31 protein-coding genes and 1 pseudogene are annotated in these 26319 nt (G+C 64.1%); 7 read left to right on the top strand and 25 right to left on the bottom strand.

What is annotated here, in order from left to right:
- Window positions 1-140: 140 nt before the first annotated feature.
- The 7 genes from A6745_RS22055 to ssb all read right to left on the bottom strand — a co-directional run bounded on the left by A6745_RS22055 (window position 141) and on the right by ssb (window position 6917).
- Entirely contained in the window at window positions 141-1058 is a 918-nt protein-coding gene (locus A6745_RS22055) for a Fic/DOC family protein (RefSeq protein ID WP_066131940.1), read from the bottom strand.
- On the bottom strand, window positions 1039-1233 hold the full coding sequence (locus tag A6745_RS22050; protein WP_066131939.1) for an antitoxin VbhA family protein: 195 nt from the start codon (window positions 1231-1233) through the stop codon (window positions 1039-1041). The genes A6745_RS22055 and A6745_RS22050 overlap by 20 nt, the downstream gene beginning before the upstream one ends.
- A 169-nt stretch (window positions 1234-1402) precedes the next feature.
- On the bottom strand, window positions 1403-2146 hold the full coding sequence (locus A6745_RS22045; protein WP_066131935.1) for a hypothetical protein: 744 nt from the start codon (window positions 2144-2146) through the stop codon (window positions 1403-1405).
- Between the two features lie 154 nt (window positions 2147-2300).
- Entirely contained in the window at window positions 2301-3605 is a 1305-nt protein-coding gene (locus tag A6745_RS22040) for a DUF3560 domain-containing protein (RefSeq protein ID WP_197488215.1), read from the bottom strand.
- Between the two features lie 209 nt (window positions 3606-3814).
- The gene (locus A6745_RS22035; protein ID WP_066131930.1) at window positions 3815-5887 is read right to left on the bottom strand and encodes a ParB/RepB/Spo0J family partition protein; all 2073 of its coding nucleotides are present in this window, start codon (window positions 5885-5887) and stop codon (window positions 3815-3817) included.
- A gap of 22 nt (window positions 5888-5909) precedes the next feature.
- Entirely contained in the window at window positions 5910-6323 is a 414-nt protein-coding gene (locus A6745_RS22030) for a thioredoxin domain-containing protein (protein ID WP_066131928.1), read from the bottom strand.
- A gap of 60 nt (window positions 6324-6383) precedes the next feature.
- Complete coding sequence (gene ssb, locus A6745_RS22025; protein ID WP_066131927.1) at window positions 6384-6917, bottom strand: single-stranded DNA-binding protein; 534 nt, start codon at window positions 6915-6917, stop codon at window positions 6384-6386.
- Between the two features lie 1169 nt (window positions 6918-8086).
- On the opposite strand from ssb, the gene A6745_RS22020 reads away from it, so the two are divergent.
- From A6745_RS22020 to A6745_RS22005, 4 genes are all read left to right on the top strand, one after another.
- Window positions 8087-8458, top strand: coding sequence for an antitoxin Xre/MbcA/ParS toxin-binding domain-containing protein (locus A6745_RS22020; RefSeq protein WP_066131926.1), 372 nt, complete (start codon window positions 8087-8089; stop codon window positions 8456-8458).
- Window positions 8455-8985 (top strand): RES family NAD+ phosphorylase, encoded by a 531-nt coding sequence (locus tag A6745_RS22015; RefSeq protein WP_066131924.1) that lies wholly within the window; start codon window positions 8455-8457, stop codon window positions 8983-8985. The genes A6745_RS22020 and A6745_RS22015 overlap by 4 nt, the downstream gene beginning before the upstream one ends.
- A gap of 52 nt (window positions 8986-9037) precedes the next feature.
- On the top strand, window positions 9038-9682 hold the full coding sequence (locus A6745_RS22010; RefSeq protein ID WP_156513490.1) for a YkgJ family cysteine cluster protein: 645 nt from the start codon (window positions 9038-9040) through the stop codon (window positions 9680-9682).
- Window positions 9683-9815: 133 nt separating this feature from the next.
- Entirely contained in the window at window positions 9816-10565 is a 750-nt protein-coding gene (locus A6745_RS22005) for a maleate cis-trans isomerase family protein (RefSeq protein ID WP_066131917.1), read from the top strand.
- A gap of 43 nt (window positions 10566-10608) precedes the next feature.
- Here the strand turns inward: A6745_RS22005 and A6745_RS22000 are convergent, their stop codons facing one another.
- Both A6745_RS22000 and A6745_RS21995 read right to left on the bottom strand, forming a co-directional pair.
- Window positions 10609-11004: an ATPase gene (locus tag A6745_RS22000; protein ID WP_066131914.1), complete on the bottom strand. Its 396-nt coding sequence runs from the start codon at window positions 11002-11004 to the stop codon at window positions 10609-10611.
- 242 nt (window positions 11005-11246) lie between these two features.
- Entirely contained in the window at window positions 11247-11594 is a 348-nt protein-coding gene (locus tag A6745_RS21995; RefSeq protein ID WP_066131911.1) for a DUF2958 domain-containing protein, read from the bottom strand.
- Between the two features lie 318 nt (window positions 11595-11912).
- Between A6745_RS21995 and A6745_RS21990 the strand changes: the two are divergent.
- Window positions 11913-12095: pseudogene (locus A6745_RS21990) on the top strand (HU family DNA-binding protein); the annotation flags it as partial.
- Between the two features lie 127 nt (window positions 12096-12222).
- Here A6745_RS21990 and A6745_RS21985 read toward each other — a convergent pair.
- The 5 genes from A6745_RS21985 to A6745_RS21965 all read right to left on the bottom strand — a co-directional run bounded on the left by A6745_RS21985 (window position 12223) and on the right by A6745_RS21965 (window position 15696).
- Window positions 12223-13245 (bottom strand): endonuclease/exonuclease/phosphatase family protein, encoded by a 1023-nt coding sequence (locus A6745_RS21985; RefSeq protein WP_066131908.1) that lies wholly within the window; start codon window positions 13243-13245, stop codon window positions 12223-12225.
- Between the two features lie 55 nt (window positions 13246-13300).
- On the bottom strand, window positions 13301-13882 hold the full coding sequence (locus tag A6745_RS21980; RefSeq protein ID WP_066131907.1) for a hypothetical protein: 582 nt from the start codon (window positions 13880-13882) through the stop codon (window positions 13301-13303).
- 224 nt (window positions 13883-14106) lie between these two features.
- Complete coding sequence (locus tag A6745_RS21975; protein WP_066131906.1) at window positions 14107-14649, bottom strand: JAB domain-containing protein; 543 nt, start codon at window positions 14647-14649, stop codon at window positions 14107-14109.
- A 310-nt stretch (window positions 14650-14959) separates the two neighbouring features.
- The gene (locus A6745_RS21970; protein ID WP_066131905.1) at window positions 14960-15208 is read right to left on the bottom strand and encodes a hypothetical protein; all 249 of its coding nucleotides are present in this window, start codon (window positions 15206-15208) and stop codon (window positions 14960-14962) included.
- Complete coding sequence (locus tag A6745_RS21965) at window positions 15205-15696, bottom strand: tlde1 domain-containing protein (protein WP_066131903.1); 492 nt, start codon at window positions 15694-15696, stop codon at window positions 15205-15207. The genes A6745_RS21970 and A6745_RS21965 overlap by 4 nt, the downstream gene beginning before the upstream one ends.
- Before the next feature lie 252 nt (window positions 15697-15948).
- Here A6745_RS21965 and A6745_RS21960 point away from each other — a divergent pair, with 252 nt between their 5' ends.
- Window positions 15949-16341, top strand: a complete 393-nt coding sequence (locus tag A6745_RS21960; RefSeq protein WP_066131901.1) for a hypothetical protein — start codon at window positions 15949-15951, stop codon at window positions 16339-16341.
- 173 nt (window positions 16342-16514) lie between these two features.
- Here A6745_RS21960 and A6745_RS21955 read toward each other — a convergent pair whose 3' ends face one another.
- From A6745_RS21955 to A6745_RS21905, 11 genes are all read right to left on the bottom strand, one after another.
- Window positions 16515-16967: a hypothetical protein gene (locus A6745_RS21955; RefSeq protein ID WP_066131898.1), complete on the bottom strand. Its 453-nt coding sequence runs from the start codon at window positions 16965-16967 to the stop codon at window positions 16515-16517.
- Window positions 16968-17094: 127 nt separating this feature from the next.
- On the bottom strand, window positions 17095-17493 hold the full coding sequence (locus A6745_RS21950; RefSeq protein ID WP_066131895.1) for a hypothetical protein: 399 nt from the start codon (window positions 17491-17493) through the stop codon (window positions 17095-17097).
- A 65-nt stretch (window positions 17494-17558) separates the two neighbouring features.
- Window positions 17559-18392 carry a DUF932 domain-containing protein gene (locus A6745_RS21945; RefSeq protein ID WP_066131894.1) on the bottom strand — a complete coding sequence of 278 codons (834 nt, stop codon included), beginning with the start codon at window positions 18390-18392 and terminating at the stop codon, window positions 17559-17561.
- 341 nt (window positions 18393-18733) lie between these two features.
- Window positions 18734-19783, bottom strand: a complete 1050-nt coding sequence (locus tag A6745_RS21940; RefSeq protein ID WP_066131891.1) for a methyltransferase domain-containing protein — start codon at window positions 19781-19783, stop codon at window positions 18734-18736.
- 1 nt (window position 19784) lies between these two features.
- Window positions 19785-20057 (bottom strand): Rieske (2Fe-2S) protein, encoded by a 273-nt coding sequence (locus A6745_RS21935; protein ID WP_066131888.1) that lies wholly within the window; start codon window positions 20055-20057, stop codon window positions 19785-19787.
- Window positions 20054-20911, bottom strand: coding sequence for an iron-containing redox enzyme family protein (locus A6745_RS21930; RefSeq protein ID WP_066131886.1), 858 nt, complete (start codon window positions 20909-20911; stop codon window positions 20054-20056). The genes A6745_RS21935 and A6745_RS21930 overlap by 4 nt, the downstream gene beginning before the upstream one ends.
- Window positions 20912-20920: 9 nt before the next feature.
- The gene (locus A6745_RS21925; RefSeq protein WP_066131883.1) at window positions 20921-21727 is read right to left on the bottom strand and encodes a dihydrodipicolinate synthase family protein; all 807 of its coding nucleotides are present in this window, start codon (window positions 21725-21727) and stop codon (window positions 20921-20923) included.
- Window positions 21711-22211, bottom strand: coding sequence for a DUF6190 family protein (locus A6745_RS21920; RefSeq protein ID WP_066131880.1), 501 nt, complete (start codon window positions 22209-22211; stop codon window positions 21711-21713). The genes A6745_RS21925 and A6745_RS21920 overlap by 17 nt, the downstream gene beginning before the upstream one ends.
- On the bottom strand, window positions 22208-23410 hold the full coding sequence (locus A6745_RS21915) for an aminotransferase class I/II-fold pyridoxal phosphate-dependent enzyme (protein WP_066131877.1): 1203 nt from the start codon (window positions 23408-23410) through the stop codon (window positions 22208-22210). The genes A6745_RS21920 and A6745_RS21915 overlap by 4 nt, the downstream gene beginning before the upstream one ends.
- A gap of 114 nt (window positions 23411-23524) precedes the next feature.
- A complete protein-coding gene (locus A6745_RS21910) occupies window positions 23525-24202 on the bottom strand; it encodes a glutathione S-transferase family protein (RefSeq protein WP_066131874.1) in 678 nt (225 codons plus the stop codon).
- Window positions 24203-24219: 17 nt separating this feature from the next.
- A complete protein-coding gene (locus A6745_RS21905) occupies window positions 24220-24666 on the bottom strand; it encodes a DoxX family protein (protein WP_066131871.1) in 447 nt (148 codons plus the stop codon).
- Window positions 24667-24766: 100 nt separating this feature from the next.
- On the opposite strand from A6745_RS21905, the gene A6745_RS21900 reads away from it, so the two are divergent.
- Window positions 24767-25669 carry a LysR family transcriptional regulator gene (locus A6745_RS21900; RefSeq protein WP_231886071.1) on the top strand — a complete coding sequence of 301 codons (903 nt, stop codon included), beginning with the start codon at window positions 24767-24769 and terminating at the stop codon, window positions 25667-25669.
- The last annotated feature ends 650 nt before the right edge of the window (window positions 25670-26319 follow it).

Below are 26319 nucleotides of genomic sequence, written 5' to 3'. Positions count from 1 at the left end.
GCTGCGGTCAAGGGGTGCGAAGCACCGGCCGTCGGCCGCAAGCGGCAACGGCGCAGCCATTGCCGCGCCGCCCTTGAGCGCAAGGATCGCCGTGTCAGGATGCCGGGATGCAGGACCGCCCCGCCCCGTTCAGCGCCGGCTCAACGCTCCAGGTCGCGGTCGGCCTGGCGCTGATGTTCGTGCGGCGCGTCGCCCTGGCGCTCGAGCCCGTCTGATGCAAGCCGCACCAGGCCCACGTCGCCGTGGGGATAGCGGATCTCCACGGTCGCACCCGGCTTGAGCGGTTCGCTGTCGAGCAAGGCGCGCCGCCGATGCACCACCACGGTCTGCGGAGCGTCGCGCACAGCCTGCACCAGGTACGTATCGGTCTGGCCGATCACCGCGCCCAGGTAGGTTTGCCCGGGCTGCGCCCGCGCTACGAACGTCTCTTGTCCGCCGGTCCGGGCCAGATCCACGGCTTGTTCATACGCCACGTCGCGCACGTTGGCCCGGATCAGCTCGGCGAGCAGCTCCGAACCAGCGTGATAGGCCTGGATCGATGCCTCGGTCATGTCGGCACGGCTGATACCGGACCACGCGATGTGATAGCCGGCCTGCTGCGCCAGTTGGCTGGTAAATGCACGCAGCGTGCGGCCGTTGCCCTCGCGAAACGGGTGCAACACGTTCAGTTCGCCCAGATAGTGGGCGGCACGCCGGCTGAAGGTGTCGGCGTCCAGCCCGCGCAGGTAGTTCTCGCGCGCAAGCGGGCCGGTGATCTGGGGCGCGTAGCGCTCGATGTGGTGGACGCTCGCGAACTGGGTGCGGCCTTTGGCGATATCGACGGTGCGGATCTGGCCAGCCCAGTCGTACACATCCCCAAAGAGTTTCTTGTGAATGGCCTGGAGGTGGGCCAGATCGAAGCTGCCCGAGAGCGGCTGGCGCGCCAGTTCCGTGGCGCGCAGCATGGCGTAGGTCGCTTCGATCTTGGCGAGCAGGGCTTCGTCGCGGATGCCCAGCCGGTTGATGAGGACCCCGGTTTCGGGGTCCGAATAGGCGTCGTCAGCCGTGTACTTCGCCACCGGCGACTCGGCGCGCGAAGATCGCGACAACGTCGGCCAGTTCGACCTGGCCGTCGACATACTGCTGCATCTGGCGAACCGTCTGCGCATCCGGCTCGAGCCCTTCCAGCCGTTGGCTGGCGAGCGCGTCATCCACATCACGGCGGCGTTGCTCGATTTCTTTGGGTGTCAGCATGGCAGCTCCTGTAGGCCTCTATTTTACGAAATTTCGCGGTCCTGCGCGATGCGGCGGCGCGGCGCACGCCGCGCCACCAAGGGCCAGCACGGCCCGAGCAGCAAACCACTTTCGCAACGCGAAAGTCTCGCTGGCGCGTTCTGCCAGAGCAGGCGCGCCGGGCAGACGATCAGCTTCTCGGCGTGATGACGACCGTACCCTGACCCTGCGCGCATCCGAAGGTGCGGATGCAGCCTTCGATGTGCGTGGCAACCACACCGGGACTATTCGTATGGCACGCCACGTAGCCGCCAATGTTCGCGCCGCCGCCGATGATCGCGCCTTCCCACAGCCAACTGCAATTCAAGGCGGGAATGGCAGAGCGAGCAGTCCCCTGCATGGTGCGATCCAGGTTGGCAAAGACCACGGTGCCAGCGGCATAGAAGGTTTGCCCGGCCACGACCGAAAAGCCGTTGACGGGATAGACGGAAATCGAGGGAACAGCGGCCAGCGCAGTGTCAGGCGGCAACCCGAAATGCGACAGCGGCTCGTCCTCGTCCTGCGCATCGTCAGCCCCGGGAACGAAGGAAGGCGCGGGGCGCAGCGGCACATCGGGCGACAGCGACTTGCTTTCGGGCAGCGGATCGACGGGCACATAGCCACCCGTGTCAGGCTTGGTGCCCTCCGGGAACTGGCACACGATGACGTCTGCGGCCCCGGCCGACAGCGTGACATTCCCTTCATTGGTCACGTCCACCCCGCCCCGCGCCTCGCAGAACTGCTGGCGCTGGGCGTTGGCTTGCGGGGTCTGCTGGCCGCGCTGCACCGTGCGTGACCCGTCAGGATTGATCTGCGCGTTTTGAAGGGGCTCGTAGGCGTAGGCGGTCGATGCCAAGCCACCCAGGAGCATGGTGAGGATGAGACCGGCTTTCATAGGTCAACTCCAGACAGTTCATGGGACGGCACTAACCGTCACTTTTTACTGGCAATAAAAGACAGAGCGGTGAACCGTGTTATGCAACATTTTGGCCACCCGCCCCGCCCTCGCCCTGCACAGGCGGGAGGAACGAGGCCCGCCCTACTGCGGCTCACGCTTGCGGCCCGGGCCGATCAACGCGGGGCTTGTCGCCCAGGTACACCTGATGCGATGCGCCATGTTGCATCAACATGCGGCAGCGATACGCACCGTGTTCGGCGGTAGCCTCGACCGTATGAACGCCCTTGTAGTCGCGGTGGGTATCGCGCCATTGCGCGGCGGTCACAGTCAGCACGCCCTCGCCGGGGTAATTGACGATAGGCGGGGCCTTGGCTTGCTTCGGATCGCAGGCCGAAGGCGGACGGTAGTCCGAGACGTCCTCAATGCCGACTTTGATCGTTTTGGCCCAATGCATCGAGGCGGGCGCATCGATGGTCAAAGACACCACGCACCCGCCGCTGCGGTTGACGCGGTGAACGCCGCGCCAATCCCCGCCCACCAGAACACTTCCGCCTGCGGCGACGTCAAACTGCTGGGCAAGGTCGCCGGTGTCGCCGTCCTGCTGGGCTTGCTCATACTCGACCCTGCCCGCAACATGCGCGCGCCAGCGTTGCGCGCGGGCGATCTGCCGTTGCAGTTGCGCGGCGGCGATGTCTCGTGCCTGGGCGGGATCGACAATCCCGTCCTTGAGCGCGGCATACAGGGACATCAAGCCTTCATATTGCGAGGCTGGCGGACAGCGCGGGTAATCAGCGAGCGGGAAAGCGTGCGAGACGCTAGCCACGCTGGCAACTCGCAAGGCTTGTTCGATCGAGACGGCCTCGACGGACCACATGCGCAAGCGGACCTGGGCCTCGTCCAGGGTGCGCTGGTGCTTGCGCTGTTCGGCTTGCAGGGTACGAATGCGACGATGCCGCACGGCAGGGTCGGCCTTCTGGCGCGCATGGCGCTCTGCGCCCAGCGCACGCCAGTCCCAATAGGCCGCTTTATCGGTGGCCAGGATGGCGCGCCGGATGCCCTGCTCGATCCGTTCGGCGTCGCGGCGTGCGCGCCGCTCGCTATGGTGGCCGACGAGGATCGGCTGGCCCATCGGAATATGTGCGGTGATGGCGCTGACGCGGCTGCGGGCCGTCTCGGCATCCTGGCGGCGGCGTTCGCCATAGTCTTCGAACCGTTCGCTGCGCTGGGCGGCACGTTGGGCAACGGTGGTCGTTTCCGCTTCGATCTGGCCGCACAGTTCGAGCAGCAGGTCTTCGCGCTCTGGCGTCCACATGGGCGCGACGAAACAATCCTGTTTGGGTGCCCATGAAAAGCCTGCGTCCTTGAGGCGGCGGTAAAGGTCCGCATCCACGCGATGCAGGCTATAGAGACGCAGCTTGTTGTCCTCGGGCGAGTAGGTGGCGGTGAGGTCTTGCATGGCGGGTACTCCTTGCATGGTGTTCAGGGGTGGCCGTATCGGCACGAAGGGCCAGGGGTGCCCTTCGTGCCGATGCCGACGACGCAGCAGGGGGTGGCGCGGCGGTCAAGGGGTAAAGCGCAGCGACCCTTGACCGCCGCGCCGCGCCCCTGCTTGGGGTTTCGCCTTCGCAGCGGCCCCGATCCTGGGGCCGCTGCGCGTGAGGGCGCTTACGCCATCGCGTCAGCCTCGACGGGGCTGTCCTGCTGGCTCGAAGCCTGGGCCGAGTCCTCGGCTTGCGGCTCGGCGGCTGGCGTGGGTCGGCGCAGCGGGTTCGGCAGCCAGCCGGACCCGGCCAGCAAGGCTTCTGCGGTCTGTACCGCGTTGGCCTTCTTCATGCCGTTGATGCTCGCGCCGCTGCTCGGGTCGCGCCCTTCGGTGACGGCCTGGGCGATCTGCGCCTTGGACACGTGCTTGAGGTAGCTTTGCGCGGTCGGCGTCCACCACTTCGTCATGTCCAGACCGACGATATCGGCCAGTCGATCCAGGTGGCCGGTGGGCGTGCTGTGGTTGCGCGCCACGATGCGATAGATGGTCGTGGACAGAAGCATCGCCAGCATGGCGTTCAGGCTGTCCTGGCTCTGTTCGAGCAACCAGGGCAGCACCGCGTCGGCATCGTCGGGCAATCCCGCCATGACTGTCGTATGGCGCTCCTGCATGGCGCGCCATGCGGGGCAATCGCGCATACCGTCATCGACCTTGCACAAGTCCGCGTGCGCGCTGCCGGCTTGCAGGTCGAACACATCGGCCCCGCGTGTCAGGTCCAGCAGTTGCTCAATGAGCAGCGCCAGGGCCAGATGTGGGCGGATCATGATTTCCGCCTGCAAGGCGATCACGCGCTGAGCTTGCAAACGATTGACCAGGGCGGCGCTGAACTGCGGACGCGCCTTGGTGCGAGGCAGGTCGATGCCGCTCTGCGCTTGGGCTTCGCCGCGCACGCGCAGCAAGGCGCTGACGGCTTCGCGGTCCTGTTCGCGCACCAGCCCCCGGCTGGCGACGGGTTCGCCCGATGCGTCTAGATGGACGATGACACCAGCAAGCGGCTTGAGTTCGGCGGGATAGTCCCACAGCGTTTCGTACAGCGCGCGGCGCTCGCGGTCCAGTTCCTGCCATTTCTGGCGTAGGACGGTCAAGGGATGTTGGCCGGCTTCGGGCTTGTCGGGTGCGCCTGCCTGCCCGTCGTCCTCGTCCTCGTCATCTTCCTTGTCGTCTTCGTCGATGCCCGAGGCGTCGATGCGTTCGCGCAGGTCGTCTTGGTCCGACTCAATTGCCTTAAATCGGGCCGCTTCCTCTGCGTTCGGCTCGCGCAGCGCGGCTTGGATAGACCCGTAGTCGCGCCGTTCGGCGTGCGGCAGCAGGGGTTGGAACTGGACCCAGGCCCAGCCTTCCTTGGCGATTGCGCGGGCAAGCTTGGTGCGCTTGAGCTTGTCCACCACCATCGAATGCACCTTCTGCGCATCGGTCAGGTACACGTCCTCGCCGCGCTCGGCAAACAGGTCGCGGCGCACGTTGCCGCCAGCGCGTTCATAGGCCGCAACGGTGATGTAGCGCGCCAGGACCGAATCGCCGCGTATATCCGACCCGGTCAGCAGTTCCCGGATATCGGCTGCGCGTCGGTAGTTCGAACGGTGCGATACGGCCTTCCACACCGCGATCTGGCGCGCATGGTCTGGCACTGCGGCCAGGGCTTGCATGTCGGCCAGTTCGATCCGCCCTTGGCGGAACTGCGCCATCAGCGAGGGGGCCACTTCGCCCAACGCGAGCAGCTTTCGGACCGCCACTTCGCTCACGCCGTGCGCGATGGCGATTTCCGGCACCGACCAGTTCTCGGCGCGCAAGCGTGCATAGGTGGTGTAGACATCGGCCGGATGCATGGCCTTGCGGGCGATGTTTTCGATCAGCGAGGCATTGAGCGCATGGCGCGCCGGGATGATCAGGCACGGCACCGGGTGGTTGTCGGGCAGTTCGCCGGCCTCGATCAGCATGGACAGCGCGGTCCAGCGTCGGCCACCTGCGCACACGTCATACGTGCCGTCGCCGTTGTCCACGACGATCAGGTTTTGCAGGATCATGCCGCCCATTGCCGAGATGGTGGCGCGCAGCACCCGGACTTCGGGATCGGCTTTGAGGGTTTCACGCGCACGCGCTTGGTAGGTATCGGTCAGGCGCAGGGCGTTGTGGGGGATGTCCAGGCGGGGGCTGGCGGCTTGGACGGCGGCCAGTTCGGTATTGGTCACTTTCATGGTGATGCTCCTTGTACGCGGGTCAGTAGCCGAGCCAGTGGGAAACCACGCTGCCCCGGTAGAGCGGGCTGTTTCCGTGGCTGGCGAAAAAATCGGCGGGGTTGAATTGATGGGCGCGGATGCAGGCGACGGCTTGTTCGCGGGTCAGCACGGCGCGGGCGACTTTGTCCGGGTCGTTGAGGTCGGCCGAATCCAGCGGGCCGCGCATGATCAGTTCGGCCAACAGGCCGATCAGGTCAGGGCGGTAGCCGGACCACGACACGCGGGCCGAGGGGCCTTTGGCGTAGAGCGCGGGCAGTTCGCCAATGCCAGCGGCGCGCAGGGATTCGCGTTGTGTGCTGGCCGATATCCGGTTGAAGGGGATGCCGTGGCGGTCCAGCGCGGCCAGCGTCAGGCGGCTGGTGATCTGCGCATCGGTGTAGAGGTTCACGTCCATACGGAAAACTCCTGTGCAGGGTGGCTACCCGGCTCCTTGCGGGGCCGGGCGCGGGGTGCGTTAGAAGGGGATGTCCGAATCGTCCAGGTCCGCGAGCGCGGGGGCCGCTTGCGCGGCGGCGTGGTCGGCGGCTTCTTGTGCGGCCTTGCCTCGGGCCGGACGGCGCGCGGTGCGCTTGGGCGCGGGGGTAGCCGGTGCGGCGTTCTCGGCGGGCGGTGCAGCGTCGACGTTATCGGCGGAGTTGTCGGCGGGACGGTCGCGGCTGCCGAGCATTTGCAGGCTTTCGGCCACGATTTCGGTGGTGTAGCGTTCCTGGCCGGTTTCCTTGTCCTGCCATTTGCGGGTGCGCAGGCGACCTTCGATGTAGACCGAGCTACCCTTGCGGAGATACTCGCCCGCGATTTCGGCCAGACGGTTAAAGAGGGCGATGCGGTGCCATTCGGTTTCTTCGCGGGCCTCGCCCGTTTGCTTGTCCTTCCAGCGCGTGGTGGTGGCGATGGACAGGTTGCCCATTGCCACGCCTTCGGGGGTGTAGCGGATGGTGGGGTCTTGGCCGAGGTTGCCGACGATGATTGCCTTGTTGACGGAAGCCATGATGAAACTCCTTGCAGGGTTGGGGGGTTGGGCTGACCGGGCCTGAAGATTCCGCCCCACGTGGGGGTTTCAGCTTCATCTGCGACTACGGGGCCGTCGGTGTATGCCGCCAGTCCTGTGAGTTCGCGCCCGTGCCGACACGTCACCGCGCAAGGGCGGGCGGGCAATGGGGGAAGGTTTGTAAAAGTCGGCGGGCGCGGTTCGCGCCGACTTTTATGAAAGCCCCCTTGACCGACAGACCAGCGTGGTACGGTCGGTGCTTACGGGCCCGAACCGCAGGCTTGGCGCACCGTGACCCTTGCCTGTCGCCTGTGGAGCTGGCCGCGCGGCGAGCGCCGCAGGGCCGCTTGCGGCCCCTAACCTGCGTGGCCGTAGGCCGCGCGCCATGCAAGCGTCAGCGCGCAGCACCCTTGGGGTGCGAGGTTCGCGTGAGGGATGAAAGCCCGACCCGAAGGTGCAAACGGAGGGTCTGGGGCGAGACCGCTAGCGGGCTCGACGTGTAGCGCGACAGCCCGACCGCGCGGCCGCAAGGCCACGCGGACACGCACGGCATGGCTACGACCACGGCTGAACTGCCTCTGACGGAAGCGCCAGCTTGTGGACTGCCGCAAGGGCTGATGCCGAAATCCCCGCATCTTTGTCGTTATTTCGGCTGGCGAGCAGAGTTGTGCGCGCCTATCGTGGAATCTTCATCCCAGGAGGATTGCCAACATGACGACCCCAGCTTCGCTCCAGTCCCGCCCACCTGACGAACCACCACGCGGCCTCTTTCTGCCCTCTCTGACCTGGACAACCGACCGACGCAAAGTTCTCGCAGAAAAACGACGGCTCGAGGCTGTAAGCATGCAGCTTGAGGCACTGGTCGACAAAGCGCACCCGTCGGATTTCTCGGCGACATGGCACTTGATGGCCGAAGCTTCGCTTTGCCAGTTGTATAGGGATATAGAGACCTTGCTTGACTGGCTCGAGCAATAGCTTTGAACAGCGAACCTGCGCGGCCGCAGGGTTGGCCGAGCACACCGCGATCGGCATGTGGCTCCTCGCCGGGTGGTTTGCCCCATATGACGGCGAAGCAAGGCAACGGTGCACGACGCGAGGCGCGGCGGTTGCGTTTCTTTGCATTTACAGTGCAAAATAGCTGCATTAAAGTTGCCCACAGGGAACCCGCCATGACTGCCATCTTGTCAGCGCCCTTTGCCGAGCGATTCCGCGAACCCGACACGCCGTATCTGTCGCCCGCGCGGGTCGGTGCATTTTTTGGCTTCCAGATTCAGGAGCTGGCCGAGCGCGCCCACGTGCATCGCAATACGCCAACGGCCAGGCCGCAGGCGCCGCAGTTGCAGAAATACTTGCAGGACATGGTGCGGGTACTGGCTGTGGCCACCGAGCTGACGGGCGATGAAGCACGCGCCGCCTTCTTGCTGCGCAACGAGCCGCTGCGCACCTTCGATTACAAGACGGCCGACACCTTGATCCAAGAGGGACGGGCCGATGCGGTCATCGCCTATCTGGAGTCCGTGGCGGGCGGCGCTGCCGGATGATTCCGGCCACGCTGCTCGGTGAGTCTGCCGACGACGTTTTCTACCGCGTGATCTCGCCGGCCTATGCCGGCACACCGCTGTCGGGTGCTGGGGCTGCGCGCCAGGGCGGGCGCTTCAATCGCCCCGGCCAGGAAGCCCTATACCTGTCCGTGGACGACGCGACCGCGCTGGCCGAGTACCGGCAGGACAACCCCTGGCTGCCGCCTGGCACGATCTGCACGTTCTTTGTCCGTGGCGTGCGGGTGGCTGACCTGAGCGCCGGGTTCGACCCGGCGACATGGCCGCCCTTGTGGGCCGATTTCGGGGTCGACTGGCGTGCCGAGTGGTTCAACAAAGGCATCGAGCCTCCCACCTGGTACATGGCCGATGACGTGGTGGCGGCCGGACTGGACGGCATCCTGTTTCCCTCGCAGGCCCTGGCCGGCGGCACGAACCTGGTGCTCTACCGCAGTTCGATGCGGCCCCGCGCGCAACTGCGGGTGTACGATCCCAACCACGTACTGCCTACCTTGGCGCCCAAACACTGAGGCGAGCCGCAGGCTCATCCGGCAAACCCGGCGCCGCCACCGAGCACGATTCGTGACCCTTGCATCTATACAACTGCTGGCGGCGCAGCGTCAGCGCGAGCCTGTGGCGATGACGCGCGCGCAAGCCAAAACGCAGCGCGCCGCCCAAGGCCTGCGCGCGGTCAAGCTGCTGCTCGTGCGTGCTTCGCACGCGAACGCGCCGCGCCAGCGCACGGTGCTGCTGCATCGGGCGGCATCGACGTGGGCCGAACCACTGATGGCGCAGGCGGCCTGCCGCCGTGGCTGTGCCCATTGCTGCCATCTGCCGCTGCTGATCACGTCGGCCGAGGCACGGCTGCTGGCCGAGGCAAATGCGCGACCCATGACCATGCCAGCGAAGGCCATCCCCCTCCGCGACCTGCTCGATGCCGATGTGCTGGAAAACCTGGATGCCAGAGAGGGAAAAACCACGCCCTGCCCGTTTCTCGGCGCCGAAGGGCAATGCACCAGCTACGCGCAGCGGCCGGCGGCATGCCGCACGCACATCAACCTGGATGACGACGATTTGCTCTGCCGCATCGTCGAGGGCGAGACGGTTCACGCGCCCTACGCCGACGCGCGACCCTTGCAGGCGCTCATCCTGATGCTGCAGCAAGACGAGTTCCTGGCCGACGTCCGAGAGTTTTTCCCCGATCACGCGGACAACGGCCTACGATAGCCAGCACGAGGCCGGCTGGCGCTGGGCGCGCGACCACGCGCATCGCGGTTGTTTATGATCGGAGCTGTATCCGACCGGCACCGCGCGTCGATGCTGGCCGGTCCATCAAGGACAAGAACGAAGGAGGTGTGAGATGCCTTTGGACGACGCCACGCTGCCCAGGATCGGCGCGCTGGTTCCTGCCGGAAATGTCGTGTTCGAGCCCGACTTGTGGCGCAGCCTGATTCGCCACGCCACCATCCATAGCCATCGTGTCGCCACGCGCCACGCCTATCCCGCCGAATGCGCCGAATCGATGATCGAGGCCAACGTGGCCGCGGAGAATGGCGCGGCACTGCTGCGCCGCATCCGTCCCGATGTCCTGACCTACGGATTTACGACGGCATCATTCTTCGAGCAGCGTGCAGGTGCGATGCAACTGCTCGAACGCCTAGAAGCGCAAGCCGGCTGCCCCGTGGTGCTGCCGTCATTGGCGATCATCGACAGGCTCACCGAGCTGAGCGCCTGGCGGCTATCGGTGGTCACCCCTTACCCGAGCTGGAACAACGATGTGTTGCGGGCCTTTTTCGAAGATGCCGGTTTCAAGGTCGCGCACCTGGTGGGCGACAGCCGCCCTGCGCCGCAGTCGCCGCCCCTGTGGTCCCAGACGCCCCGCGAAGTCTTCGAGCATGTGATGCGCCACGCCGACCGACGTGCCGATGCCGTGGTGCTGCCGTGCACCGCTTGGCGGACACTGGACGCCGTGCCGCTGTTGCTCGGACACTTGGGGCTGCCCGTCATCACGGCCAACCAGGCCACCATCTTGTCCATCATGCGCACCGCCCGCCTGCCCTTACCCGATTTCCTGGCCGAGCCCGCGGTCGCGGGCTGCCAGGCATCGTAGTAGCGCCAGAAGCGCCGCTGCAAGGCGGCGCTTCTGGCCTGCATCATCCGGCCGCTGGCGACACCCTCGCAGCGAGCAGGTCTATGACACCCGGCTCGACAAAGACGCATGGCAACCCGTCGGCACTCGGTACGCTGAAGACCTGCGTAAAGGCCTGCCGTTTCAAGTGCGCGATACGCCCTGTGCGATATGCTTGCTCGGGCTGGATGGCCCGGCCGGCCGAAGGATTGCCGCTACGCGCGGGGTCGCACTCCACCAAGGCGACAAACCCGTCGTCAAATAGCTTCTGATGCTCGGCGCATAGTCCCCAACCCGTCACGGTGTGGGGCTTCAAACTGGCACGCAAACGCTTGTCCAGCAGAAGGGAGCCGGTTTCAAAAGCCTGGCCGCAGACCAGGCAGACGTGTTGCTCCATCGAAACATGCGATTTGTCGTTCATGACGATCTCCGGTTGCTCGGGCGGAATTGCCCGGCGCCGGAACCGGCACGGCGCAGCGCAAGCCGTCAAGGGGCGCAGCCGGCCGCCAGGCCGCAAGCGTGCTTGCACGCGCCCGCCCTTGCCGGCGAGAACGCCGTGATAAGGTGCGGCCCACGGCAATACCGCCCCCCTATGTGCAGCACGTCGGTGTGTCGACCTGGTGCTCAAAGGCGCGCCGCCCTCTGGCGGCGCGCCTGGTCGATCTACATTACGATCGAACCTGCCCGCTGTGCATCACGTGCATAGGCGCTCAGCGTCTGTCGCGGGACGAAGTACATATCGCGGGCGATGGGCATACGCATGGGGCCAAGGACCTCCATGAGTTCCTGCAAACTGACCCAGCCCAATTCCGGTGTGCCCTGGCCCAGGTCACACAGGCCATAGGCACGGTCGGCATCGTCTGGGTCAGTCTCGGTCAGCAGCCAGGTGGCATTGGCGTCGGGCCTGAACAGCTTGAGCACCGGCATCGGGTCGAAGCTGGGGTCCTGGCGTGAGAGATGGCCATTGGCTGCCAGCACATCGTGCTCGGCTGGGGTGATAAGCGCATTCATGTGGATCTCCGGTTGCACGGGCGGAATTGCCCGGCATCGAACCCAGCACGGCGCAGCGCAAGCCGTCCAGGGGCGCAGCCGGCCGCCAGGCCGCGGCGCGCACGCGCGTCGCCCTTTACGGCTCGAGCGCCGTGATACGGTGACGGGAAGGGCAAGACCGCACAACGCTCTCGGCTTGCCGAGCCGGCGGGGTGGGCAGGCGGCGTAGGTCGCGGCTAAGAGCCGTCCGGGCGCTGCTCGACCGTGGGTGGCGTGTCTTTCCCCTGGGCCGGCGCGAATTCCTGCTGGCTTCGCGGCGCGTGCGCACATTGCGCGTCCAAGGGCACAGGCGAATTCACGCTGCCGGGACTGCTGAAGGTTGGTGTACAGAAGGTCCCTGCCAAGCCCAAGCGTAAGGGGATCAACCCGTTCACCAAGGAAGAACAGGTTTTCGCGGCGAAGCCGGCGACCGTTCGCATCAAGGTGCGTGCGCTGAAAAAATTGCGCGATGCCGCGCTCTAAGAGCTGACCAGTTCATGGTTGGTGTGGGCCGCCCCCCCTGGGGCGGCCCTTTCGCACCTGCGCGCAATCCCCGCGCGCGCGCCGGGGGACATGGTGGCCGGCCTCGAGTTTTGGCCAATGCGCCAGGTCAGTTTTCCACGATCACCACCGACACCGGATAGTGATCGCTGAAACCATCCTCGTTCACGTTTTTCCCGGCGTTGCCTCGCGGTAGCCCGAATCGAATCGGTTCGGGCGTGGCCACGCTCTTGGAGACCTGCTCGGGAAACGCCTCGATGCGGGCGCTGGGCAGTTCCACGGCCAGTGGCGCGCGATCGAGCAGCAGCCCGCGCGACACCAGGATCTGATCGAACAGGTTGGCATCGCCCTGGTAGTAGATCGTGCCGTTGACCACGCGCATCTGGCCGGCCACGTCCACGAGCTCTTGCGCCAGATATTGCCAGCTCAGGTTGTACAGCCGCGCGCTGCGGGCACGCTGCACATCCGACAGCTCGCGTGTGCCGCCAGCATGGATCGTCACGGAAGGATCAAAGGGGTCGTCGTTGAAGTCCCCCATCACGATCAGCGCCGCATCCTCGCCTTTTTCCTCGCGGATACGCTCGTGCCAGTAGCCGACGGTCTCGCCGGCCGTCATCCGAAAGCCTCGGCTCAATTCCGCCCCGCCCGTGCGCGAAGGCCAGTGGTTGGCCATCGCCACCAGCTCCGCGCCGGCCTTGGTGACGAAGGTCGCCTGCGTGATGTCGCGCGTGCCGGTGCGGCGCAGCACCGCGTGGTGAAACAGGTCCTTGGCCTTGAAGACCTTGCCGTCGTACAGAAAAGCCGTGTCGATGCCGCGCCGATCGCGGCTCGCGTCGGCGTGGATGGTCTTGTAGCGACGGTGGGGCAGCGCCTGAGCCAACACGGCAATCAGCGCATCGAGCACATAGCGGTTCTCGATCTCGCACACGCCCAGGATGTCCGGCCCCAGGCCGCCGTTCATCCGGCTGATGACCGCCGCGAGCTGCGCGAGCTTGCGCTCGTACAGCGCCTGGGTCCAGCCCTTCAAGTCGGCACCCACGGCGCTGGCGATCCAGGGTTCCCGATCGGGGTAGTCTTGCGGGGCGAAAAGATTTTCGACGTTCCAAAATGCGATGTGATAGCGAACCGTCATGAGTAGGTTCCTTGAACGGTGGCAGAGAGCCCGGCGCTGTCGCCGACGATGGGGATCAATGTTGGGAATGCCATTGCGCTAGCCCAGCATGATCGATCTGGAAGGCCTCGTAGCCATGCGGGTCCAGTTGCTGTGCCGCGTCGATCACGTCCAGAAGTATGGGCGCCAGATTGTTGCCGTCGCTCAGCTCGGCGAGCATTTCATCGATTCTGGCCGCACCCGGTACGTCGACAAGCAGAAATTGCTCACCACAGAACCAGCGCCACAGGTAGTTGTAGCGCAGTTCCTCCTGCAACAGGTACGGGGTATGTGCCGAATGGAGAATGCGCAGCACCAGCACGCGAAACGCGACCAAACGTGCGAGCGTGGCAACGTCTTGGAGGGAAAGTGTTTGCCAATCATCAAGGATGGCTGCCGACAATCGAGGATCGACGTGAGATTCGATGTACTGACGAACCTGCACGAGCGGGTGTTCGGTCGGTAGTTCGTTGAGCAAGAACCCGAACCGGCTTTGGATCTGCGTATGGGGGATCACGCAGTAGAGCGGTTGATCGTCGTCTTGGCAATCATCCTGCACGAATTCTAAGAAATGCGCATCCATGTCCTTGACCGACACGAAATAATGGCGGCTGTGCATCTGGTTCTCCCGGGGCGGCAAAGCGCGGCCTACCCTGTGCATCGCTGAACTTTGGCCCCTCTTTGGCTTGCGCTGAGCGCTGTGTGATTCTGTCGCTTATAGGCCGAAAAGATGTCGGTGGCGTTTCCGAAAAACGCGACATCTGGACGCCTGGCAGCCTCTGCGGTGGCTGTGCCCGGCACCGCTACGATCAGCGGGCGCCTGACGGCGCCCGCGCCCGGGCTCTACAGCAGCCCGGCTTCGGCGAATGAAACGGTCTCGCCGCCGGCGACCAGGATGTGGTCAAGCAAACGGATATCGACCAGCTCCAAGGCCTGGCGTAGTGTGTGCGTCAACCTCTTGTCGGCCTCGCTGAACTGGGGATTCCCGCTGGGATGATTGTGCGTGATGATGGCGGCCGTCGCGCCGCGGCGAAGCAGTAGCTGCAAGACCTCGCGCGGATAGACCGCGCACTCCGCAACGGTTCCGCGGAACAATTCGTCGTAGGCCACCACGCAGTGCTGATTGTCCAGCGCAAGCACGGCAAAGACCTCGACGTCACGCGCGCAAAGCATCGCCGCGCACCACGCGCGCGCACGCTGGGTCGCGGCCACGCAAGGTCGATCCGCCAATACCGAATGGGCAGCATGGCGGGCGGCGCTGAAAATTTCGTCGGGCGCGGCGGGTCGATAGTGGCGTGATCTTTCCCGCACCATCAATGTGGGCGGTTCGGCGGCGGCTGACACGTGGTCGTGGTCAGGATCGAAGATGGGACGCTGCGTCGTCATAAGGTGCTCCTGAGGCACCAGGCGGGATTGCCTGGCCCCAGGCCCGGGCCGGGCCGCAGCGCAGCCGTCAAGGGGGCACCGGCGCAAGCCGCAAGCGCTGCCCAGCGCGCGGCCCTGGACGGCAAGAACGGTCCGGTACGCTGGGAATCGACAGGCAAGCCCTCCCCTGCCCGCATCCGACACTACGCGATGTAGTCCCGGCGCACTGTGCAGCGCAAGCGGTCAGAAAAAGGCGAATGGTGCCTCTGCGGGCCGGCGCATGTGATGCGCCCCGCATGGAGACAAGGAGCACGCGATGGACGGCGTCGCGTTATCGTTGCGACCGTGCGCGCAGGCGCAAGCGATACAGCAGCAGGCACACGGCTATGGCCAGGCCGTCGAGGATCAGCAAGGCAGGCCAAGGATTGGCCCACTTGTCCATATTGGTGGTTCGGCCATAGTGTGGTGGCCCGCTGCCATAAGCCTCCCACAGATTGATGGCGTTCACGTACAGCACCACGATGACCAGGACCAGCAGGATCGCGACGAACAACGCTCGGGGCAGGCGGGGCCGATTCATTGCGGATACTCGACAGTCAAGGGTATATAGCACCGCGGCAAGCCGTTTAGCAGACGCTTGATATCCCGCACAAAGGTGTCCATGTTGTGGGTCAGGCCGATGCAGCCCGCGCTACCTGGCGTATCGCCGCCGTGGATAAAGAAGCCTCCGCGGCCATAGGTCGGTGTATCGGGATAGGGTCGAATGGTGATGCGATGGTTGCCCCAGGCCGCACGCGGTGCGGTGAAACGATACCAAGCGTTGTCCCACATCTGCGACAGATCGATCCAGTATTGTCCGGCGGGGATGGGGCCGACGTTGACGAGACGCTGGCGTGCCGCGGAATAGTCGAAGTGTCCGCCTGCGGCAGGCCGCCCCGAGACCGCCTGGTAGCGCAAGCCGCGCTGCGGGATGGTCAAGGCCTGGCCGTCGAAATGCAAGGAAAATGGCGCGCGCATGCATGCCGGGACGGCCGGCGTGTCGCGTTCTGCTGCGTATCGATCCGTCATGCTCAGTCAATCGTCCAGGGAAAATCTTCAGACGCTATCAAAGGCCGTTCGGAACAAAGATGACAGGAAACGACCGCTTGCTCGTCGTTACGTTTCACTGCACGGTTACTGGCGGCGGGCCGGCCACCTTCGGGCTCGCCCGCCGAACGGGGCGCCATCCGGCCAGCATTTCATCCGGGACCTGTCGGCAAGGGCGTCGGGTCACGTGCGCAATTTTCCTGTATAAATACACAGTCTTTAATTGGAATCAAGATGTCCTACACCGTCACCTTGCATCATTCTGACGCGAGCGCCGCGCTACGCCAGGATGCGGAAACTCGCTATCGCCGGGCCCTGGACGCAGCACTGGGCGGCACGCATGGCGTGCTCACGTGCTGGCATGCGTGGCAAACAGCCGAGAATTTGCAGGGCGAGCTGCCCGAGGATATCTGGCGCGTGGCGCGGCGCTGGGTGATCGCTGCGGATACGGCCCGCCGCGCCGCGCTGGCCGACCTCGAGAGCACGGATGCGACCTATTTTGAAGTGCGGCCCGCCGAAGGCGCCGTGCACACGCACGACCGTACTGGCCGCGCCGGGGCGGTCGCGCCCGAGCCGCACCGGGCCACGATGGCCTGCGTCGGTGAAGATCGACGCCTCATTCGTTGAGGTGGCGCGAAATGGCGTTCTGACGCGCCGGAGCAATCAGGGCTTCAACCTTAAGACAGCACGCGTTGACGGTGTCCAGGACCATCCGCACACCCTGCTCCCCCGGGAACGGGTGCGGCCAGTTCGGCGGCATGAAGCTGATCGATCATGTGCAAGAGGCGGTATAGCGTCAGCTATACGCGGAAAACGCGCCGGGCATCGCGTTCGGCGCAGAGCTGCACGCTCCCGTCTTGCTGCGCAATGCCCCATCGCGCCCAGGTGTGGCGGCCGCGATGATCGCGTTGGCCCCAACGGATGATGTCGCCCGGGCGCGCCAGGATTTCACCATCCCCGCCTGAGGCGCTGCCCAAAAAGATGCCGAATGACAATTCGCAGCGTTTGCCGAGCGGCCAGCGGATCACGCGGGCAATCCACGGCTGTCCGTAGCGGCGCGGATTGAAGCGCTCGAAGGCGACGATCACACGGACAAGATTGTCGCCGGCCGGGCGCACCTGGAGGCGGTCCAGGGCCGCACGGGCGATGTCATGGATGAAAGGGACGGCGGACTGGCGCAAGATGCTGTCCAGCGCATTGACGGCAATCGCCAGACCGGCGGTTGGATCGGTGGTCGATAAAGGGGCGTGCATAGTGATTCTCCTTGCGGGGCTACCGACGGCGTCTCGCTGCCATCAAGGTGGCAACGGGGTGGCAATTGGATGACGATTCGGTTTGGCGCAGCGCGCCCCGGCTGGAGCCGGTCGGGGCGCGGGGCGGCTAGGTTTGGACGGCTTTGGTGAAGGCGTTCTCCCAGCCTTGCCGAACCTCGGCATGGCGGGCCTGGCGTTCGGGCGGGGGCAAAGCGCCCGCGTGCTCGATGAACCAGGCGGCTCGCCTCAAAGCGGCGAACAGATCGCCTGCGGCATCGTGCAGGCGCTCGGCCGCTTGGTGCGCGTGGACCTGCTCGCGCAGATCGTGCAGGGCCTGGCCTTGGACCTCGTAAGCGACCAGGGAGACGTCGCCGCATTTTTGGCACCAGGCATCGTCATATTCGCTATTGAGTTCCCAGGTCTGGGTAACCGGATTGAATCGGCTGGTCGCGTCATGGCCGACGTCATCGCTGGCGCAACGCGGGCAGCGGTACATATACAGCGGCGGTTCTTTGGGCTGCGTCATGGTGGCATCCTCTGTGCATGTTCAGGGCGGGCCGCGCCGCCAGCGGCGGCGCGGCGTGCTTGGCGTCAGCTTTTGAGCTTGGCCATCTCGTCGGCGAGGGTCCACAGTGCACGATTGAGCGCGGTGCCCTGATCGATGCCGTTGATGGCGCGGGTGGTGATGCGTCGGCTGTTGGCCGAGCGTCCGGGCAGTCCGCCGCGCACTAAGTTTTCTTGGGTCCGGTTAAAAACCGACCACAGGTCCGAGCGTGCGTCCTCGGCACGGCGCGGCACGATGGCCTGCTCGGGGCTGATGGGTGCGGCCGGACCGTCGTAGCGCAGTTGCAGCGCGGCCGTGGCGAAGGCGCGGGCTTCGTCGGGCGTGACGGTAATGCTGCGCATGCGTTCGCGCGACTCGGTGACCAGTCCGAAGTCTTCCAGGATCACGTTGGCACCTTCGAGCACCTGATCGCGCACGTCGCCTTTGTGCGGGATGCGGATGTCCTGGAATGCGTCGCCGCAGATCAGGCCGTTGGCGCAAACAAAGCGGAAGGCGCCGGCCAACATCTGATAGGCGCTGCTGCCGTTGTGGGAGTTGAGCAGGATGATTTCGTGGGCCGTGTCCTGGTCGTTGTGGGAACGGTGGCGCAGACGGATCAGGTGTTTGGTGTAGTCGTGGTGGTCTGCCTTGCGGGTGTGGGCCTGCACAGCGGTATAGGGTTCAAACCCTTCGGCACGCAAGCCGCGCAGGATGTCGATGGTCGGGATGTAGGCGTAGCGGGCCGAACGGCTTTCGTGCGCGCCATCGGCAAAGATGGAAGGCGCGACGTTGCGCAGTTGGTCTTCGGTCAGCGGCTGGCCGTTGGTGCTGGTGAATTCGCGACGGTAGCGGCCAAAGCGGGAAGCGAGTGCGGGTTGCATGGAGGTCTCCTTGGACATGGGCACGAAGGGCCGGGGTAGCCCTTCGTGCCCATGCAGGCGACGCGGCATGACAGGCGCGTGCCGTCAAGGGGGAAATGCAGCGGGCGCTGGCGCGGCCCGCAGCCGCAGGCGAGGACACGGGCGCCCGCTGCGGCCCTTGACGGCATGAGCGCGCCGGGCATGCCAGCTATAGGCAGCTACATGCACAAGCTGGCCAAAAACACCGAGGTATAGAGGGTCAAGGCGTTGTCGTGACGCGGCACGGCACTTGGAGCCGCGTGGCTACGAGGCACCGATGTTGTCACTGGCGCCTTGCGTCGGCGCGCATTCGGCGAAAACGGTTATTCGCCACTCGCCTGGGAAAAGCGCGCGATCAAAGTGCCGTCGCGGTAGACGCCCCCAGCCCATGCGTACACCTGCTGAAACCCGGTGGGCTCGCCAGAAGGGTAACGGCGGCTGAAAGCAAGGTTCAGCGTGTCGCCGGCCTGCACGTCGATCGGCGATTGGATCGGCAGGTAGGCGTGCTTCCAGCTATCGGAGGTCGTGCCTGCGAAGATATCGTCGCCAGAGATATCCAGCACGGTATGCGCGGAAAGCTCGGCAACGAAATAGCCTTTGAAACCAGTCAGCGTGCCGTTTGTGGTCATCGTATAAGCGAGAGACTTCGCGTAGGTCGCTGGCTGGTCCCAGGCGCCCTCATACCTGCGCAGCCGCTTGGGTTGGCTCAAGTAGAGGTCGCGCGGCAAAATGCAATCGTAGTAGATGTCGAACGGCGAGCGGATGCCCGGCCGGCCATACAGCTTGGTCACGTCATAGCGATCGTTCAGGCGAGACACCAACCCTTCGGCGATATTGCGATGCGCTTGGTCGGCGGCGACGGGCACCAAGAAAGATGAGACGGCTTGCGGCAAGATGGCACCGCCTGGACGCAGAAAGCGCGCAATCGCATCAGCCAGAATCGGCTGGAAATTCTCGTTGTCCGCCAGATTCCCGATGATTTCCGAGATGAGCACATCGGCCGGGTTCGCGAGGTGTACGTCGTAAGAGATCTGGTTCACCGCCTCGAAGCGATCCGCGTACCCGACGTTCGCGATACGCTGTCGGGCAAGATCGAGCATGTGAGCATTCATCTCGATACCGGTCACGCGGGCCGCGCCGGCCTCCAGCGCCCACTGGCTCAGTATTCCAGTACCCGTTCCCAGGTCCACCACATAGTCGCCACGCTGCACAACCTCGAAGATGGCATCGCGGTAGGCGTGCATGCGTAGGCGATCATTGAGCATGAGGTCGTGAAAGGAATCGTCCCAGCCCAGTACTGACTCGGAAAACGGTGGCCACGGCTCCTGCGGTGCGTAGGCCATTGCTGGGTGTATATCGAGGGGTGTGCCCATATCAGTCTCGAGTTCTAATTTGCATAGGGATGGCCTGGACCTGCTCGGCGTGGACAGAAATGTCGCCGCAGGGCGGCCCGGCCAGTTGCATGCCTGTCGCCAGGTCAAAAACCGAGTGGTGCAGGGGGCAGCTCACCGTGCCGCGGGCGGAACTGATGAACCCGTGATCGAGCCGGCCGGCCCGGTGTGGGCAATGGCGCGGGATACTGTAGCGGCAGTTGCCCACCACCACCGTGAAGCGGCCGATCTCCTCGTAGTCTTGGACCGGGATCATGCTTGCTCCTGGGTGGCGACGGCCGGCTCGCGCGCCGTGCGCTGCGCTTTGCGCACGGCGTGCTGAAAGGCCGCATCGGTAATGAGACTGGCCAATTTGATGCCGAGAAAGGCTTTTCCCGGGTGCAAGCAGCCCGCACCGCTCATGGCCTTGAGCAGACGCTGGCCCTCAATGGCGTGAAACCCATCGATGTGCTGATGCTCGGTGTAGTACGCATGGGCGCCTATGCCAAGTCGATGACAACCTTGGGCGTAGCACTCAAAGAACGCGGGGATTGCCGTTTCCAGATAGGTCAGCGCGCCGGCAAAGTACGAGGGATCGTCGGCCCGCAGCGCGAGCCAGAAAAACAGATTCACGAATTCGAAGCTGGTTTCTTCAACCTGGTCCAGGTAGTGCTCCAGGTCCAGCGGCATGTCCAGTTCACGCAACAGGTCCTCGTAGAGCGTGGTGTGCGCACGCTTGAGGTTTCCCGAACCGAACTCGTCGATCATGATCCTGAGCAGAGGCATTTGTGCAGGCAGCGGCAACCGGGGCAACGCGAAATAGAAAACCTGCGCCTCGGTGAGCCCGTCGATGGCGAACTCTTGCACCAAGACCCGAAATGCGTCACGGCTCATGTGTTGGGCCACGTAGGCCGCGCTCGGATCGGTCGATTGCTGCTCGGCGGCGATTTGGCTATCGAGCGCCGCTTGCAGTTGCGTGAGCGTATCGGGGAACGCGACCTGGCCGAAGGTGTCCAGCCGTTCGGCGATCCAGTTCGCCTCGAACGCATCGAGGACCGGATCGGCGGCTTGCGGGCGCTGCAACCGCGCGCGGTTGGAGAGGTACAGCGTTTTTTGCGAAGAAGCGCGCATCGTCAGACCTTATTGCTCGACAAGTTGCTGGGATTGGATAATCCCGCGCGCGGCCAGTTCTGCCTTGATGTGTCGATACCAGTCGTCGCGGTCGAGTTGGTATATCTGGCTCAAGCGCTCCACTTCAGCATGTATCAAGCCGTGGCGGCCGCAGGAAGCCAGCCGGCACAGTTCGGGCTCGAGATTGGCCAGGGACACGACACAACCATCTGCGGGCAAGCCCGTGGCGAGTTGGTGCTCCCAACCGAGCAGGTACTTCATGCCGCACTCGCGCAAGCTGCGGACCTCATCGGCGCTGCGCGGCTGGTCAGGGGAATCCTTGATGCCGACGACTCGCGGCAGCGCACCAATGGCCAGCAGCGTGTCCAGTTCCGTTTCGTTGCCCGACAGGTTGCTCTCGTTGTAGATGTAGATATCCAAGTCCGCAGCATCATGCACGCGCCGGAAATGTTCGAGCATTGCCGCTTGGCTGACCGACGTGCCGAAGGGCGTGGTCAGCATGATGGCGTTGGCACCCTGGCCCTTGGCCGCCTTGGCCAGCGCCAGCACCTCCTCGGTCGTGCGGCGCTCTATGCCGACGATCACGGGGCAATGTGCATGCTCGAAGGTGAGTGCGAGCATCGACGCCCACTGCGCGTCGGTCAAGCGCCATCCCTCGCCCGAGGTCAGGCATGGAATGACGCCGTTGGTGCTGTGGCGGACCGAGGCAAGTAATCGCGCCACGCTGGCGCTGCACACCCTGCCATCCGCATCGAACGGCGTGACCAAGGGGACGAAGTTGTCGATATCTTTTGCGATGTCAGTGCTGCTCGTCATATACAAACACCGTTGATTCGTCGTAGAGGGTTCGCAGCGGCTCGGGAAACTCGACCGGCTCGGCGTTCTGGCCCAGGTCGATAATTCGACCTTGGAGGCTTGGCAGCGCGAGCAGCGCGCGATCATGCGTGGCCAGCAGGGCTTCGTGATACAGCACCTGTGCAGCCAGCAGCGCGGTCTCAGGGGGCAGTTGGATCAGGTCGTGATGCTCCAGCGCCGCCCGAATCTCGGAGTAGGTATAGCCGCCGCGCTGAATCGCCATGTCGGTATGGAGGCGATCCATGAAGGGATAGTAGAGATCCTGCGTGTGGCGATCCTGGCCCCAGATGACCGCATCGCAGATACCGATCTGCTCATACGTCATGCGTGGTCGGTCCGCCAAGTGCCGAGTGAAATAGGCCAAAGAGCGCCGACGGTGCGCAGGATCAGCAGCGTGCATACCGAGAAAAAAGCTTGCATCCAGGAAAACCGTGCGCCCGTTCATACGGCCAGCTCCTCAAGGGCCTGGCCCATCGTCGCGATGGCGGCGGCGAACATAGGCTGGTTGCGCGCCAGTGCGAGGCGAATGTAGCGCTGGCCGCGCTCTGGATTGCTCCAGTAAAAGTATTTGCCGGACAACACGTAGACGTTGTAGTCCAGCAGGTGGGCTTGCAAGGCATCGGCGCTGACATCGGGATCGTTGATCTCGAACCAGGCCACGCTGGTCTTGATCGCCGGAGGCAAATAGTTGAGCAAGCCGCCGTGAAGCTGCTGCGCGGTATGGCGATTCTCATCGAGCAGTGTGCGTACCGAGGCAAAGCCGTCCATACCGCTGTCGCGCACATACTCCGTCACCAAGCGCAGAATGAATGGGGAGACGTTGAGCAGCACGCTCGTCACGATCGGATAAAGCTGGTCGTTGACCTGGCCCAGGCTGGTACTGATCGTGGCGCACTTGGCATCTTGCAAGGGCCAGGTTTTGCCGGTGTCTTCCATCGCGATGTACCGGACACCGGAGTCTTCCAAGATCGCGTAGACATCGGGGCGCTTGTGGCCCGACGCCAAGATGAATGCCGCGAAGCAGAAATCGAGGACCAGCAGTTTGTCGTGATCCACGCAGAATCGCACCACCTCTCGAAACGGCGTATCCGAAGGCGCGACCAGGCTCGTCCCGGTCGGGTTATTCGGGTCCACAAGAAAAACCGCGTCGAACTGGTCGGCCTTCTGCTGCAGGCCCTGATAGATAGCGCCGGAATCGGCGAACAGTTCTTCGCCCAGCGGCACCATCGGTATTTGCATGTGGCGCATCAGGTCGTGCAGATTATCAAAGCACGGTTCGATCAGCCCGACGCGCATGCCTTGTTGCTGCAGGTAGGTGGCGGTAATGTGCATGCCGATCGAGGCGGCGTAGACCAGGTAGATCTGTCCTTCGCGTTCGAGCGCGCGGTCTTGGCCATGCAAGTGGTAGAAGGCGCGAATGAACGCCTGCTCGCTCTGCTGCTGAGTATGCTGCACGGCAGCTTCCCAAATACTGGGCAGGCGCTCGACGATGCACTGCTGCGTCGGGCTCTGGGCCTGATGCGTGTGGGCATCGGCGAGATTGAACTGGGTGCGCAGGGCGGCTATCTCGTGCTGCGTGATATCCGTCCGCCCCTGAATGGCGGTTTGGTGCGCTGGTGATGCCAGCAGGGTTCCCGAGTTCATAACGACAGTCCTATGTGGGGGTGCGGGGTGGATCGTTGGCGTGCCAGGTGGCGCGCCAGTTCGGTCGGGGAGCAACAAAAAAACAAACGGGGCAGTGCAGGGACATGAATGGATCTATGCCTTGGTGATGCGGTCGGACAGCGCGGAGCCCCGGCGTACCAAGAACTGTGTGAGCAGTCGGGGGTAGTCGCTGGAGACGGCGGCTTGAATCGATGGCCGTTGAGATAGCTGCGCGCGCCATGCCGAGACTTTGGGCAGGTCCTGAAAGAACGCGAAATCGTCGATCGACTCGAACACGTCGAAGTACCTGAACACCGGGCCAAAGGTCGCGTCGACCAAGCTGAAGGCCGAGCCAGCGAAGTACGGGCCGGCTCCGAGCGTGCTTTCGATCTGCCGGAACCGCGCGTGAATATCGTTCGCACGATCGCGCAGCAGTGCTTCATCCGCGGCGTTGTAGAAGCTGCCGATAGCGTTCAGTAGCGCCGAGCCGAACTCGATCCACGAACGATGGCGCGCTCGCACGATCGGCTCCGGGGGGTGCAATGCCGGCGCCTGGGTCTCGTCGAGGAAGTCGCAAATCACGGCCGATTCGAAGATCGGCGTGCCGTCGACCAGCAGCACGGGCGTCTTGCCCAGCGGCGAGAGGTCGAGGAACCACGCCGGTTTGTTGGCCAGGTCGATGTCGCGGCGCTCGAAGGCGATGCCCTTCTCGTACAGGGCGATCGCCGCGCGCTGTACGTAGGGGCACAGCGTGTGGCTGATGAGAACGAATTCAGGGGTGGCGGCGTTCATGGTCGTCTCCGCCAGCACTAGGACCGAGGCGCCATGCGGCCGCTGGTGCGTAGCGCCAGCGCGCCGTCACCGAGCAACCATTGGGCAAACGAAACCCCGATCAGAAAGACGGGGTACTCCCATCCGCCGCCTTCGCTGGTGTGCGCCCAACCGTTTGGCCAATGGACCCAAGCGGCGCCGATCATGATCGGTATGAGCAGAAGCGCCGCCTGGCGGGCGTAGATGCCCAGCACCAACGCAACGCCGCCCACGATTTCGGCGGCGAAGACCGGGTAGGCCAGCACGCCGGGCAAGCCCACGCTGTCGAAGTATTGGCTGGTGCCAGGCAGGGAGAAGACGAGTAGCTTGAGCAAGGCGTGCGCGATCCACATGATGCCCAGCGCCACCCGCAGCAAGGTCGCCCCATAGGCCGCTGGCGCAACGCCTGGAGCTGTTGCTTGGTATGCTTCGCGCGAAGAATTCATGAGTGTCTACCTTTGGCACAACGGTGCCTGAGCAATGTATACGTGGGCTGTTCCAATCGGAATGGACGCTGTCGTAATGACCGTTTACGTGGAAGCAACGATGAAGCGCGAACAAATGCCATACACGCTGAGTGCGTCGGACCTGCATGTGGTCCTGGCCCTGGTTCGAGGCGGCACGCTCGCCCGCGCGAGCGAGCGTCTGGGTATTGCTGGGGCGACCGTGTTTCGCGCTGTCCAGCGAATCGAAAGCGGACTGGGCCAACGTCTGTTCGAGCGATCGAGAGCCGGCTATCAGCCGACCGAACTGGGTGCTGCGCTGGCAGAGCAAGCCGAGGCGATCGCGCTTAATCTGGAGGCTGCACAGTCGATCGCGCAAGGCTCGCCCGAACAGGTGTCAGGCAGCGTGAATATCACGACGACCGATGCGGTTCTGCATGGATTGGTGGCATCGGCCTTGAAACCTCTGGATGCGCGGCATCCGCGCATCTCCTACGTGTTGCATACGGGCAATGAAATCGCGGACCTGGTCCGCCACGATGCCGACATCGCGATTCGCGCTACGAAGGATGTACCGGTGCATCTGATCGGCAAGCATCTGGGCGCGATCCAGGTTGCCTTGTTTGCCTCACGCGAGCATGGCCCGATCGAGGGGATGAATGCAGATCAGGCTGCCAAGCTGAGCTGGATCGCCCCCGACGACGCGCTGCCGGGTCACCCGTCTGTCGTTTGGCGCAAGAGACAGTTCCCCAAGATTCGCCCCAAGTACCGTGTCAACAGCATCTTGACCGTCATGGAACTGGTGGCCCTGGGCATGGGGGTCGGCATCCTGCCGACGTTTCTGGTGCGAGGCAGGAATGACCTGCTGCAGCTTACGGACATCATCAAGGACAGCCAGACCGAGCTGTGGCTGCTGATGCATCGAGAGTCAAGACATCGGCGCCGAGTGAGCGCGGTGTTCGAACATCTTCACCATTCGCTCGGCGACGCCCTGCGCCAGCCCTGAGCCCATAGGGAGCACGACCAGGATTTGCACCAGAGTGAAAGGGTATGGCGAACAGACTTAATCCCGTCGTTACTCTTAGCGCTTATTTAATCCTCGATATGATTTCAGGCAATAAGGCCTGCCTGGCTAACCTTCGCTCGGAATCTCACCCTACCGGCAACGTTAGGCGAAAAATGTGGGCACATATTTTCGCGTTGCTGTCATCTCGTCAAAGTATTCTGGCTGGGGTACTTTCAGGTGCCCTTCACTCCCCATACGAAGCCCGTACTTGGCCCGGGCGTGGCCAGGGGCAAGTGGCCACCACGCTTCAGCCTTGATCGACCAAGGTGAAAGAGCCAAGATGTCGAGACCGGCGTCGGATAATGATCCGTCGGCCTGGGGCCAGCTCGGGCCCCTTCTTCCCCATTCAATATGACAGAACGTCGATAAGATGTGCGGACATTTGATACATAGGGGAGTTCGAGCGCGGGTATATTAATTATTACTAAAGTCCGCAACACGGGAAACTGTAGTCGATCATCCAGCACGGCATTTGTCATACTACGGCACAATGCACGACCAACCCTGTCCGCACCTTGCGCCGCTGGGTAGCATGAAAGTGATGTGTCATGTCTTGTTGTTCGCTGGCAGTCATGCGACCATGCGAACTC

The sequence above is a fragment of the Bordetella ansorpii genome (genome assembly GCF_900078705.1).
Classification (GTDB): domain Bacteria; phylum Pseudomonadota; class Gammaproteobacteria; order Burkholderiales; family Burkholderiaceae_B; genus Bordetella; species Bordetella ansorpii_A.
The sequence above is the reverse complement of the archived record's forward strand: the minus strand, read 5'-3'. Positions and strand labels throughout refer to the sequence as shown.

Excerpts from the sequence above, each read along its gene's own strand:
- A6745_RS22040 (WP_197488215.1), bottom strand. The coding sequence starts at position 3,605 with ATGCAAGACCTCACCGCCACCTACTCGCCCGAGGACAACAAGCTGCGT.
- A6745_RS21910 (WP_066131874.1), bottom strand. The coding sequence starts at position 24,202 with ATGAACGCCGCCACCCCTGAATTCGTTCTCATCAGCCACACGCTGTGC.
- A6745_RS21925 (WP_066131883.1), bottom strand. The coding sequence starts at position 21,727 with ATGACGAGCAGCACTGACATCGCAAAAGATATCGACAACTTCGTCCCC.
- A6745_RS21950 (WP_066131895.1), bottom strand. The coding sequence starts at position 17,493 with ATGACGCAGCCCAAAGAACCGCCGCTGTATATGTACCGCTGCCCGCGT.
- ssb (WP_066131927.1), bottom strand. The coding sequence starts at position 6,917 with ATGGCTTCCGTCAACAAGGCAATCATCGTCGGCAACCTCGGCCAAGAC.
- A6745_RS21975 (WP_066131906.1), bottom strand. The coding sequence starts at position 14,649 with ATGACGACGCAGCGTCCCATCTTCGATCCTGACCACGACCACGTGTCA.
- A6745_RS21945 (WP_066131894.1), bottom strand. The coding sequence starts at position 18,392 with ATGCAACCCGCACTCGCTTCCCGCTTTGGCCGCTACCGTCGCGAATTC.
- A6745_RS21965 (WP_066131903.1), bottom strand. The coding sequence starts at position 15,696 with ATGACGGATCGATACGCAGCAGAACGCGACACGCCGGCCGTCCCGGCA.
- A6745_RS21940 (WP_066131891.1), bottom strand. The coding sequence starts at position 19,783 with ATGGGCACACCCCTCGATATACACCCAGCAATGGCCTACGCACCGCAG.
- A6745_RS21955 (WP_066131898.1), bottom strand. The coding sequence starts at position 16,967 with ATGCACGCCCCTTTATCGACCACCGATCCAACCGCCGGTCTGGCGATT.
- A6745_RS22045 (WP_066131935.1), bottom strand. The coding sequence starts at position 2,146 with ATGAAAGCCGGTCTCATCCTCACCATGCTCCTGGGTGGCTTGGCATCG.
- A6745_RS21985 (WP_066131908.1), bottom strand. The coding sequence starts at position 13,245 with ATGACGGTTCGCTATCACATCGCATTTTGGAACGTCGAAAATCTTTTC.
- A6745_RS21920 (WP_066131880.1), bottom strand. The coding sequence starts at position 22,211 with ATGAACGGGCGCACGGTTTTCCTGGATGCAAGCTTTTTTCTCGGTATG.
- A6745_RS22020 (WP_066131926.1), top strand. The coding sequence starts at position 8,087 with ATGACTGCCATCTTGTCAGCGCCCTTTGCCGAGCGATTCCGCGAACCC.
- A6745_RS21980 (WP_066131907.1), bottom strand. The coding sequence starts at position 13,882 with ATGCACAGCCGCCATTATTTCGTGTCGGTCAAGGACATGGATGCGCAT.
- A6745_RS21935 (WP_066131888.1), bottom strand. The coding sequence starts at position 20,057 with ATGATCCCGGTCCAAGACTACGAGGAGATCGGCCGCTTCACGGTGGTG.
- A6745_RS22015 (WP_066131924.1), top strand. The coding sequence starts at position 8,455 with ATGATTCCGGCCACGCTGCTCGGTGAGTCTGCCGACGACGTTTTCTAC.
- A6745_RS22000 (WP_066131914.1), bottom strand. The coding sequence starts at position 11,004 with ATGAACGACAAATCGCATGTTTCGATGGAGCAACACGTCTGCCTGGTC.
- A6745_RS21930 (WP_066131886.1), bottom strand. The coding sequence starts at position 20,911 with ATGCGCGCTTCTTCGCAAAAAACGCTGTACCTCTCCAACCGCGCGCGG.
- A6745_RS22030 (WP_066131928.1), bottom strand. The coding sequence starts at position 6,323 with ATGGACGTGAACCTCTACACCGATGCGCAGATCACCAGCCGCCTGACG.
- A6745_RS22005 (WP_066131917.1), top strand. The coding sequence starts at position 9,816 with ATGCCTTTGGACGACGCCACGCTGCCCAGGATCGGCGCGCTGGTTCCT.
- A6745_RS21905 (WP_066131871.1), bottom strand. The coding sequence starts at position 24,666 with ATGAATTCTTCGCGCGAAGCATACCAAGCAACAGCTCCAGGCGTTGCG.
- A6745_RS21970 (WP_066131905.1), bottom strand. The coding sequence starts at position 15,208 with ATGAATCGGCCCCGCCTGCCCCGAGCGTTGTTCGTCGCGATCCTGCTG.
- A6745_RS21915 (WP_066131877.1), bottom strand. The coding sequence starts at position 23,410 with ATGAACTCGGGAACCCTGCTGGCATCACCAGCGCACCAAACCGCCATT.
- A6745_RS22035 (WP_066131930.1), bottom strand. The coding sequence starts at position 5,887 with ATGAAAGTGACCAATACCGAACTGGCCGCCGTCCAAGCCGCCAGCCCC.
- A6745_RS21960 (WP_066131901.1), top strand. The coding sequence starts at position 15,949 with ATGTCCTACACCGTCACCTTGCATCATTCTGACGCGAGCGCCGCGCTA.
- A6745_RS22050 (WP_066131939.1), bottom strand. The coding sequence starts at position 1,233 with ATGCTGACACCCAAAGAAATCGAGCAACGCCGCCGTGATGTGGATGAC.
- A6745_RS21995 (WP_066131911.1), bottom strand. The coding sequence starts at position 11,594 with ATGAATGCGCTTATCACCCCAGCCGAGCACGATGTGCTGGCAGCCAAT.
- A6745_RS21900 (WP_231886071.1), top strand. The coding sequence starts at position 24,767 with ATGAAGCGCGAACAAATGCCATACACGCTGAGTGCGTCGGACCTGCAT.